Source organism: Amycolatopsis sp. NPDC026612, from assembly GCF_040638285.1.
Classification (GTDB): Bacteria; Actinomycetota; Actinomycetes; order Mycobacteriales; family Pseudonocardiaceae; genus Amycolatopsis.
The window spans coordinates 1-11,002 of sequence record NZ_JBEZYB010000014.1; the positions used below are offsets into that span (position 1 = coordinate 1).

Consider the following 11,002-nt stretch of genomic DNA (forward strand, 5'->3'; position numbering starts at 1 on the left):
CCCCGGCCCGGGGCGAAGCCCCGGTAGTCACGCCGGCTTTGCGGGGGTTCCGGGTGGCGGAGCCCCCGGCCCGGGGCGAAGCCCCGGTAGTCACGGCCTGCTGGAGTTCGTCGGCCGGGCCGACGACCAGGTGAAGATCCGCGGCTTCCGCGTCGAACTCGGCGAGATCGAGACCGCGCTGACCGCGCACCCGGACGTCAGCCAGGCCGTCGTCGTCGCGGCTCCGAGCGCCGGGAGCAAGCGGCTGGTCGCCTACGTCGTCACGAGCGGGACGCCGGACCTGCGCGAGTTCCTGCTCCAGTCGCTGCCGGACTACCTCGTGCCCGCGGTGTTCGTCCCGCTGGAAACCCTGCCGCTCAACGCGAACGGGAAGGTCGACCGCCGGGCGCTGCCCGCCCCCGACTTCGTCTCCGGGCTCGGGTACCGCGAGCCCGCCACGGACGCCGAGCGGCTGCTCGCCGGCATCTGGGCCGAGGTCCTGCGGGCGGACCGCGTCGGCGCCGACGACAACTTCTTCGAGCTCGGCGGCGACTCGATCCTCAGCATCCAGGTGGTGTCCCGTGCTCGCCGCGCCGGTCTGGACCTGATGCCCGGCCAGGTGTTCGACCACCCGACCGTGGCCGCGCTCGCGCTCGCCGCGACACCGGCCGCCCCCGCCGTGGCCGCCGACGCGGAGCCGGTGACCGGCGAGGTGCCGCTGACGCCGGTGCAGCACTGGTACCTGGACCCGCACCCGGTGCACCCCGAGCAGTTCGTCCAGTCCGTCTCGGTGGAACTGGCGGCGGAGCCGGACCCGGCGGTGCTGCGCCGCGCGCTGCGGGATCTCCAGCGGCACCACGACGCCCTGCGCCTGCGGTTCACCGCCGACGGCCAGCAGCACGCACCCGACGCCGAGGACGTCCTCGGCGCCACCATCGACCTCGAAAAGGGACCGCTGCTGCGCGCCGAGCTGTCCGGCACGACGCTGACGCTGGCCGCGCACCACCTGGTCGTCGACGGCGTTTCGTGGCGGATCCTCCTGGAGGACCTGGAAACCCTCCTGGCCGGCGGCGAGCTCGCCCCGCGGACGACGTCCTTCCGGGACTGGGGGCGCACCCTGGCGAGCCGGGCCGCCGAAGGCTTCTTCGACGACGAACTCCCGCACTGGGCGGCGATCGACGCCGACCCGGCGTTGCCGGTCGACGCGGCGGGCGAAAACACCTACGGCTCGGCCCGGTCGGTCGTCGTCCGGCTGCCCGCCGAAGCGACCCGGGCGGTGCTGCACGACGTGCCGGGGGCGTACCGGACGCAGGTCAACGACGTCCTGCTGACCGCGCTCGGCCGCGTCCTGCGGGACTGGACCGGCCGCGACCGGGTCCTCGTCGACCTCGAAGGCCACGGGCGCGAGGACCTGTTCCCCGGGATTGACCTGTCCCGCACCGTGGGCTGGTTCACCTCGATCTTCCCGGTCGAGCTGACCTCGTCCGGCGAGGACTGGGGCGAAGCCCTGAAGACGACGAAGGAGCGGCTCCGCACGATTCCGCGCCGGGGCATCGGCTACGGGGCCCTCCGCTACCTCGCCGGCACCGCGCCGCGCCTCGAACCCCGGATCAGCTTCAACTACCTGGGCCGCTTCGACCACGGCGGCAGCCTGGGCGGCGCCGCGCACCCCGGGCAGACCCGCGCGCACCAGCTCGACGTCGTCGGCGCGGTCGTCGGCGACGAGCTGGAACTGACCTGGCACTACTCGACGGGGGTGCACACCGAGGCGACCGTGCGCCGGCTGGCCGACGCCCTCCTCGCGGCGCTCGCCGGGATCGTCGGGCACTGCGCCCGGCCGGACGCCGGCGGCCGGACGCCGTCGGACTTCCCCCTGGCCCGGCTCGACCAGGCGGCGGTGGACCGGCTCGCCGGCACCGGCCGGACGGTCGAGGACATCTACCCGCTCACCCCGATGCAGTCCGGCATGGTCTTCCACAGCCTCGTCGACGGCGCGGCCGGGACCTACTTCAACCAGGTGCGGCTGCGGCTGTCCGGCATCACCGACCCCGAGCGCCTCGCCCGGGCGTGGCAGCGGGTCGTGGACGAGACGCCGGTGCTGCGCAGCCGCGTCGTCTGGGACGGCCTCGACGAGCCCGTCCAGGTCGTCGAGCGGTCCGTCACGGTCCCGGTCACCCACCTCGACTGGACGGCACTGGACGACGACGAGCGCGCCCGCGAGCAGGAACGGTTCCTCCAGGCCGATCGCGTGCGGGGGTTCGACCTGACCGCCGCCCCGCTGCTGCGGCTGGCGTTCGCCCGGCTCCCCGGCGGGGACGTGCTCCTGGTGTGGACCTTCCACCACGTGCTGCTCGACGGCTGGAGCGCGGCGCAGGTGTTCGGCGAGGTGTGCGCCCGGTACGCCGGGTCTGCGGGTTCGGGCCACCGGCCGCCGTTCCGGGAGTACCTGCGCTGGCTCGGCGAGCAGGACACCGCGGCCGCCGAAGAGCACTGGCGCGAGCAGCTTTCCGGCCTCCGGATGCCCACGCCGCTGCCCTACGACCGCCGCCCGGTGGAGGCCCACCGCGCCCGGTCCGCCGCGTCGGTCCGGGTGTCGGCGCCCGCCGACGGGCTGCGGGAGCTGGCGCGCCGCGCCGGCCTGACGCTCAACACGATCGTGCAGGGCGCGTGGGGCCTGGTGCTGTCCCGCTACAGCGGGGAATCCGACGTCGTCTTCGGCACCACCGTGTCGGGGCGGCCCGCCGACCTCCCGGGCGTCGAGGCGATGGCCGGGCTGTTCATCAACACCCTGCCCGCACCGGTGACCGTCCACGACGGACTCACGGTGGCGGAGTGGCTGCGGGACCTGCAGACGGGCCAGGCCCGCTCGCGCCGGTTCGACTTCGTCTCACTGGCCCAGCTGCAAAGCTGGGTGGGCACCACGCTGTTCGACAGCATCCTCGTCTTCGAGAACTACCCGTTCGACGCCGAAGCCGTGGCCGCGCACGGGATCGGCCTGCACGAGGAAGGCGAGCTGCAGCCGACGAACTACCCGCTCAGCGTGGTCGTCGCGCCTGGCGAACGGCTGACGGTGACGTTCGACCACGACCCGGACCTGTTCGACCGGGCCACCATCGACCGGCTGGCCGGACAGCTGCTCCTGGTCTTGGACCGCATCGCCGCGGATGCCGGTCAGCGGGTGGGCGAGCTCGGCTTCTTGACCGGCGACGACCGCGAACGCGTGCTGCGGACGTTCAACGCCACCGCCCACCCGGTGCCCGAAGCCACGGTCGTGAGCCGGTTCGCCGAGCAGGTCCGCCGGACGCCGGACGCGCCCGCGGTCGACGGGCTGACGTACGCGGAGCTCGACGCCCGCGCCGACCGGCTCGCGCACCGGCTGATCGAACTGGGTGTCCGGGCCGAGGACCGGGTCGGGTTGCTGCTGGAGCGGTCGGCAGGCGTCGTCGTCGCGGAGCTGGCCGTGCTCAAGGCCGGCGCCGCGTACGTGCCGGTCGACCTGCGCGCGCCGGCGAGCCGGATGCGCCTGGTCCTGGCCGAAGCGGGCGTCTCCGTGGTGATCACCGACCGGTCCGTCGTGGACGTCCACAGTGGATCGACCGTCCGGGTGGACGAGGCCGGTGCCACCGACGGTCCGGTGACCGTGCCGGTGCAGCCGGGGAACCTGGCGTACGTGATGTACACGTCCGGGTCGACCGGGACGCCGAAGGGCGTGGCGGTGACCCACCGCGACATCGTGGGCCTGGCTTCGGACCGCTCCTTCGCGGGCGAGGCGCACCACACCGTGCTGCTGCACTCGCCGCAGGCGTTCGACGCCTCGACCTACGAGGTGTGGGTGCCGCTGCTCAACGGTGGCCGGGTGGTCGTCGCGCCGCCGGGGGACGTAGACGCCGACGTCCTGCGCGGACTCGTCACCGGACGGGGCGTCACCGCGCTCTGGCTGACCGCCGGGCTGTTCCGCCTGCTGGCGCAGGAGGATCCCGCGTGCCTGCGGGGCGTCGGCGAGGTGTGGACCGGCGGTGACGTCGTCCCCGCCGCCGCCGTCCGCCAGGTGCGGGACGCCTGCCCCGGGCTGACCGTCGTCGACGGCTACGGCCCCACCGAAACCACCACCTTCGCCAGCCGGTACTTCCTGGCTCCCGAAGACGCGGTCCCGGAGGCGATGCCGATCGGGCGGCCGCTGGACAACATGGCCGCCTACGTCCTCGACGACGGGCTGCGCCCGGTCCCGCCGGGGGTGACGGGCGAGCTGTTCGTCGCCGGCACCGGCGTGTCCCGCGGGTACCTCGGCCGGCCAGGGCTCACCGCGGAACGCTTCGTGGCCAGCCCCTTCGGGGCACCGGGGGAGCGGATGTACCGCACCGGGGACGTCGTCCGCTGGACCGGCGACGGCGTGCTGGAGTTCGTCGGCCGCGCCGACGACCAGGTGAAGATCCGCGGCTTCCGGATCGAGCTGGGCGAGATCGAGACGGCACTGGCCGCCCACCCGGACGTCACCGAAGCCGTCGTCGTCACCCTCGACCGGCGGCTGGTCGCCTACGTCGTCACCACCGCGGCCACCGCCGACCTGCGCGCGTGCCTGCAGCGGGACCTGCCCGACTACATGGTGCCTTCGGCGTTCGTGACGCTCGACGCCCTTCCCTTGAGCGCCAACGGAAAGGTCGACCGGCGGGCACTGCCGGAGCCGGCCGCGGAGCCGGCGGCCGGGTACGTCCCGCCCCGCACGGACACCGAACGCGTGCTCGCCGAGGTCTGGGCCGACGTGCTCGGCGTGCCGGGCGTCGGCGTCGAGGACAACTTCTTCGAGCTCGGCGGCGACTCGATCCTCAGCATCCAGGTCGTCTCCCGCGCGCGGCGCCACGGCCTCGCCCTCACCCCGCGGGACCTGTTCGCCCACCAGACCGTCGCGGCGCTGGCCGTCGCGGCGGGCTCGGCCGCGGTGACCGTGGCCGAGCAGGGGCCGGTCAGCGGCGCCGCCGCGCTGACCCCGATCCAGCGCTGGTTCTTCGACGGCGGCTTCGGGGACCCGGACGCGTTCACCCAGTCGGTCCGCATCGAGCGCGCCGAGCCGTTCGACGTCGAGACCCTGCGCGCGGCGCTGGCCACGCTGGCCGGGCACCACGACGCGCTGCGGATGCGGTTCACCGGGGAGAGCCAGGAAAACGCCCCGGCCGAGCCCGCCGAGATCCTGGGCGCCACGATCGACGTCGCCGACGGGCCGCTGCTCACCGCCGACCTGCTCGACCCGGCGACCCTGCGGCTGACGGTCAACCACCTCGTCGTCGACGGCGTCTCGTGGCGGATCCTCCTGGAAGACCTGGAAACCGCCTACCGCGGTGGTCCGCTGCCGCCGAAGACGACCTCGTTCCGCGACTGGGCCAACCGGCTCGCCGCGCACGCCGAGGCCGGCGGCTTCGACGACGAACTGCCGTACTGGCGCGACGCGCTCGCCGTCGACGGCTCCCTGCCCGTCGACGGGGACGCCGCGGCCGAGGGCACCGCCACGGTGACCACGCGGCTGGACGCCGAGCTGACCCGCGCGCTGCTGCAGGACGTCCCCGGCGTCTACCGGACCCAGGTCAACGACGTGCTGCTGGCCGCGCTGGGCCGGGTGCTGACCCGCTGGACCGGCCGCGACCGCGTGCTGGTCGACCTGGAGGGCCACGGCCGCGAGGACGTGTTCGACGACGTCGACCTGTCCCGCACGGTCGGCTGGTTCACGTCGCTGTACCCGGTCGCGCTGCGGATCGACGACGACTGGGGCGCTTTGCTCAAATCGGTGAAGGAGCAGCTGCGTGCGGTGCCGCGCCGCGGCGTGGGCTTCGGCGCGCTGCGGTACCTGACCGGGACCGCGCCCACGCTCGCGCCGGAAATCAGCTTCAACTACCTGGGCCGGCTCGACGGCGCCGCCGGCAGCCTGGACTCGGCGGTCGGCGACGGCGCGGGCCGGGCGCACCTGCTCGACGTCGTCGGCCGCGTGGACCGGGAAACGCTGGAGCTGACCTGGTACTACTCCCGCGACACGCACACCGCCGCCACGGTGGAGAAGCTGGCCGCCGAACTGGTGGCCGCGCTGGGCGAAGCCGTCGCGCACTGCGCCACGCCCGGCGCGGGCGGCCGCACCCCGGCCGACTTCCCGCTGGCCCGGCTGGACCAGCGGCAGGTGGACCGGATCGCCGGCGACGGCCGCGCGGTGGCCGACATCCACCCGCTGACCCCGATGCAGGCCGGGATGGTCTTCCACGGGCTTTCCCAGGAGTCCCAAGGCGTCTACTTCGAACAGGTCACCGCGGTCCTGGACGGGGTCACCGAGCCCCGCGTGCTGGGCGAAGCCTGGCAGCACGTGGTCGACCGGACGCCGGTCCTGCGCGGCAGCGTCGTCTGGGAGGACGTCCCCGAGCCGCTGCTCGTGGTCCACCGCGAGGCGCGGGTGCCGGTCACCGAACTCGATTGGCGGGACCGCGACCGCGAAGAGGCCCTGCGCGAGCTGCTGGCCCAGGACCGCGCCCGGCCGTTCGACCTGGCGACCGCGCCGCTGGTGCGGGTCACGCTGGCCCGCCTGCCGGACGACGCCGTCCAGCTCGTCTGGACGTTCCACCACGTCCTGCTCGACGGCTGGAGCGTCTTCCAGGTGCTCTCCGACGTCTGCACCGCGTACGCGGCCCTGCGTGACGGCACCCGGCCGGCGCTGCCGCACCGCCGGCCGTTCGCCGACTACGTCACCTGGCTGAGCGGCCAGACCGCCGACGGCGCCGAAGAGTACTGGCGCCGTGAGCTCGGCGGCGTCACCGAGCCGACGCCGCTGCCCTACGACCGGATCCCGGCGTCCGCCCACGGAGCGAGCTCGTCGACGTGGGTGGGCCGCGACCTCGACGAGGAGACGACGGCCCGCCTGGCGGCGTTCGCCCGGCGCGAGCGGCTCACCGTCAACGCCGTCGTGCAAGGTGCTTGGGCGCTGCTGCTGGCCCGGCACAGCGGCGAGGACGACGTCTGCTTCGGCGCCACCGTGTCCGGCCGCCCGGCCGGGCTGGCCGGCGTCGACGACATCACCGGCATCTTCATCAACACCCTGCCGGTGCGGGTCACCGCCGACCCGGCGGCCCCGGTCGCCGGGTGGCTGCGCGGACTGCAGGCCGCCCAAGCCGAGTCACGCCGGTTCGAGCACGTCCCGCTGACCGCGGTCCAGGCCTGGAGCGGCGTCGAGGGCGGCCGGAACCTGTTCGACAGCATCGTGGTGTTCGAGAACTACCCGGTCACCGCGGACGATGTCGCCGCGCACGGGGTGCGGCTGCGGGAGCTGCAGGCGATGGAGACGACGAGCTACCCGCTCAGCGTCGTGGCCGCGCCCGGCCCGCGCCTGTCGCTCGGCATCGGCTACGACCCGGCGCTGTTCGACGAGGCGACCGCGCAACGGCTCGCCGGGCAGCTCGGGCACCTCCTGGAAGCGCTGGCCGAGGACCCGGCCCGGCCGCTGCGGGACCTCGACGTCCTCGGCGCCGCCGAACGCGAGCAGCTCCTCGTGGCGTTCAACGACACCGGGCACGAGGTCCCGCCGGTCACCCTCACCGAGCTGATCGAGACCCAGGTGGCCCGCACGCCCGACGCCGTCGCCGTGGTGTCGCCCGGCGAACGGCTCACCTTCGCCGAACTGGACACGCGGGCGGACCGGCTGGCGAGGGTGCTGGCCGCGCGCGGTGCCGGTCCGGAGCGGATCGTCGCGCTCGCCTTGCCGCGCTCGGCCGAGATCGTCGTCGCGCAGCTGGCCGTGCTGAAGACCGGCGCCGCCTACCTGCCGGTCGACCCGGACTACCCCGCCGAGCGGATCGCGTTCATGCTCGCCGACGCGAAGCCGGTCGTCGTGGTGACCAAGCCGGGGACGCCGCTGCCGGTGGCCGACGTGCTCGTGCTCGACGGCTCGGAGGCCCACGGACTGTGCTCAACCGGGGCTCCGCTCCGGGCCGGGGGCTCCGCCACCCTGAACCCCCGAAAAGCAGGGCCGGCCACCCCGCTCGGCCGGTCGGTGCCGCTCACGGCGCCCGCGTACGTCATCTACACCTCCGGCTCGACCGGCACGCCCAAGGGCGTCGTCGTCACGCACGCCGGCCTGGCGAGCTTCTCGGGCGCCGAAATCGCCCACTTCGACGTCCGGCCCGGCGACCGCGTGCTGCAGTTCTCCTCGCCCAGTTTCGACGCTTCGGTGCTGGAGCTGTGCATGGCGTTGCCCGCCGGGGCCGCGCTGGTCGTGCCGCCGCCCGGGCCGCTGCTCGGCGACCACCTCGCCGCCGTGCTGCGCGACGAAGGCGTCACCCACGCGCTGATCCCGCCGGTGGCCATGGCGAGCGTGCCGGACGTCGAGCTGCCCGCGTTCCGCACCCTGGTGGTCGGCGGCGACGCCTGCCCGGCCGACCTGGTGGCCCGCTGGGCACCGGGCCGCCGGATGATCAACGCCTACGGGCCCACCGAAACCACCGTGGTGGCGACCTGGAGCGAGCCCCTCGAACCCGGGGCCACGCCGCCGATCGGCCGTCCGATCCGCAACACCCGCGTCCGCGTTCTCGACGCCGAACTGCGGCCGGTGCCGATCGGTGCCGCGGGCGAGCTGTACGTCTCCGGCACCGGGCTCGCCCGCGGGTACCTCGACCGGCCGGGCCTGACCGCCACCCGGTTCCTCGCCGACCCGTTCGGGGCGCCGGGGGAGCGGATGTACCGCACCGGCGACCTGGTGCGGTGGCGCGCCGACGGCACGCTCGACTTCCTCGGCCGCGCCGACGACCAGGTCAAGGTCCGCGGTTTCCGGATCGAGCCCGGCGAGATCGAGGCGGTACTGCGCAAGCATCCGGACGTCCGTGACGCCGCCGTCGTCGCGCTCGACCAGCGGCTGATCGCCTACGTGGCCGCCGATCCGGGCACCGACACCGTGCTGCGAGAGCACGTCGCCGCGACCCTGCCGGCGCACTACGTGCCCGCCGCGTTCGTCCGGCTCGACGCGCTTCCCCTGACGGCCAACGGAAAGCTGGACCGGCGGGCGCTGCCCGCCCCGGCGGCACCGGCGGAGAGCGCCGGGTACGCGGCCCCGGAAACCGAGACCGAAGAGGTCCTCGCCGCCATCTGGGCCGAGGCCCTCGAGCTCGACCGGGTCGGCGTCGAGGACAACTTCTTCGCCCTCGGCGGCGATTCGCTGCGCAGCCTGCGGATCACGTCGATGACGAAGTCCGCCTTCGACGTCGAAATCACGCCCAAGGACGTGCTCACCGCCGGCACCGTGCTGGCGCTGGCCGAGCTCGTCGAAGAACGGGTCCTGCAGGACCTCGAACGGCTCGCCGCCGGCCAAGACCACTGAACGAACCCCGATAGGAAAGGTGAAAGCACATGCAGGACGACGCCGAATTCCAGGTACTGGTCAACGACGAGGGCCAGTACTCGCTGTGGCCGCTGGCGAACGAGGTGCCCGCGGGCTGGCGCGCCGACGGGTTCCGCGGCGGCCGCCAGGAGTGCATGGACCACGTCGACGAGGTCTGGACCGACATGCGGCCGCTGAGCCTGCAGCGGCAGATGGCCGCCGACGGCTGAGCCGGTCCTCCTGCCGTCCCCACCCCACCGACGCGGAAGGTCTCCCGCCCATGCCCTCTCCTTCGACGTTCTCCCAGATCCTGCCGGTCCCGGTCCGGGACCTGCGGCCCCCGGCCGACGGGCGGCTGCAGCGGCTGCTGACGGGCCTGGCCCACCAGCACGGGGTGCCGGCCGCCCAGCTGGTCGTCCACGAGGGCGGCCGGACGGGCTCCGCCGTGGCCGGCGGGATCGCCGCCACGGCGAAGTTCCCGGTGGGCTCCATCACCAAGGCGTTCACCGCGGCACTGGCGATGCTGCTCGTCGCCGACGGCGACCTGGACCCGGACGACCCCCTCGCCGAGCACCTGGACGGCCTCGGCCCGCTGGTCGGCAGACCCACCATCGGCCAGGTGCTGAGCCACACCGGCGGGCTGCCCGCCGGGCTCGGCGCCGCCGCCGACGGGGCAGGGTCGGCCCGCCGGTACGTGCGGGCGTGCCGGGACGCCGGGCTCGTCCAGCCGCCCGGGCAGGGCTTCTCCTACTCCAACGTCGGGTACGTGCTGGCCGGCTACGTCGTCGAGGCCATCACCGGGATGAGCTGGTGGGAGGCGATGGACACCCTGCTGCTCGACGAACTCGGGATCGCCGCGGCGTTCGTCGTCGAGCCGGGCGCGCGGCGCCGGAGCGGCGCCCACCTCAGCGGGCACGCCGTGCACGCCGCCACCGGCCGCGCCCGGCCGGTCGCCCAGACCCTGGCCACCGCCGAGGCCGCGGCCGGGGCGCTCGCGCTGAGCGCCGAAGACCTCGCCGCCTTCGGCCGCATGGTCTGCGGGGGCGACGGGCCGCTGCCGGCGGCCCTGGCCGAGCTGATGCGCCGTCCGGTGCCGGGGGCGGAGCCGTTCGGCCTGGCCGACACCTGGGGGCTCGGCCTGGCCGGTTACCGGGGCGCGGACGCGGACTGGGCCGGCCACGACGGCACCGCGGACGGCACCTCCTGCCACCTGCGGGTGGACCCGGAGCACGGCCGGGTCGTCGCGCTCACCACCAACGGCAGCACCGGCTCGGCGCTGTGGACGGACTTGGTCGCCGCCCTGCGCGCCGACGGCCTGCCGGTCGGCGACTACGAACTGCCCCGCACCCTCGACCGCGCCGCCCGCCCGGCCACCGACCTGTCGGGCAGCTACACCAACGGCGACCTGGAGTACCGGATCGACGTCCGCGCGGACGGCGGCACCGTCCTCGTCGTCGACGGCGAGGTCTACCCGGAGCTGGCGCTGCTGCGCGACGGGTCGTTCTCGGTGCGCGAACCCGGCACCGGCCGCCGGATCATCGGGGGCCGCTTCCTGACCGACCCGGCCACCGGCGCCGTCAGCGCCATGCAGGCCGGGGGCCGCGTCGCCCGGCGCCACCGCCGGGCGTCCTGACTCCCGCTCCGCGTCCCGGACCACCCGAACTCCCGCTCGTAAGGAACCGAAAG

Annotated in this window: 3 protein-coding genes; all 3 read left to right on the forward strand. The window is 74.6% G+C overall.

Annotation, left to right across the window (positions count from 1 at the left end; genetic code table 11):
- Nucleotides 1–130 precede the first annotated feature (130 nt).
- From AB0F15_RS15960 to AB0F15_RS15970, 3 genes are read left to right on the forward strand one after another with little or no spacing between them, the layout of a single operon-like run.
- A complete protein-coding gene (locus AB0F15_RS15960; protein WP_360270501.1) occupies nt 131–9,316 on the forward strand; it encodes an amino acid adenylation domain-containing protein in 9,186 nt (3,061 codons plus the stop codon).
- Nucleotides 9,317–9,345: 29 nt separating this feature from the next.
- Nucleotides 9,346–9,546 carry an MbtH family NRPS accessory protein gene (locus AB0F15_RS15965; RefSeq protein WP_103352220.1) on the forward strand — a complete coding sequence of 67 codons (201 nt, stop codon included), beginning with the start codon at nt 9,346–9,348 and terminating at the stop codon, nt 9,544–9,546.
- 50 nt (nt 9,547–9,596) lie between these two features.
- A complete protein-coding gene (locus AB0F15_RS15970) occupies nt 9,597–10,949 on the forward strand; it encodes a serine hydrolase domain-containing protein (protein WP_360270504.1) in 1,353 nt (450 codons plus the stop codon).
- Nucleotides 10,950–11,002: the final 53 nt, after the last annotated feature.

Coding starts and splice junctions, on each gene's coding strand:
- AB0F15_RS15965 (WP_103352220.1), top strand. CDS start 9,346: ATGCAGGACGACGCCGAATTCCAGGTACTGGTCAACGACGAGGGCCAG.
- AB0F15_RS15970 (WP_360270504.1), top strand. CDS start 9,597: ATGCCCTCTCCTTCGACGTTCTCCCAGATCCTGCCGGTCCCGGTCCGG.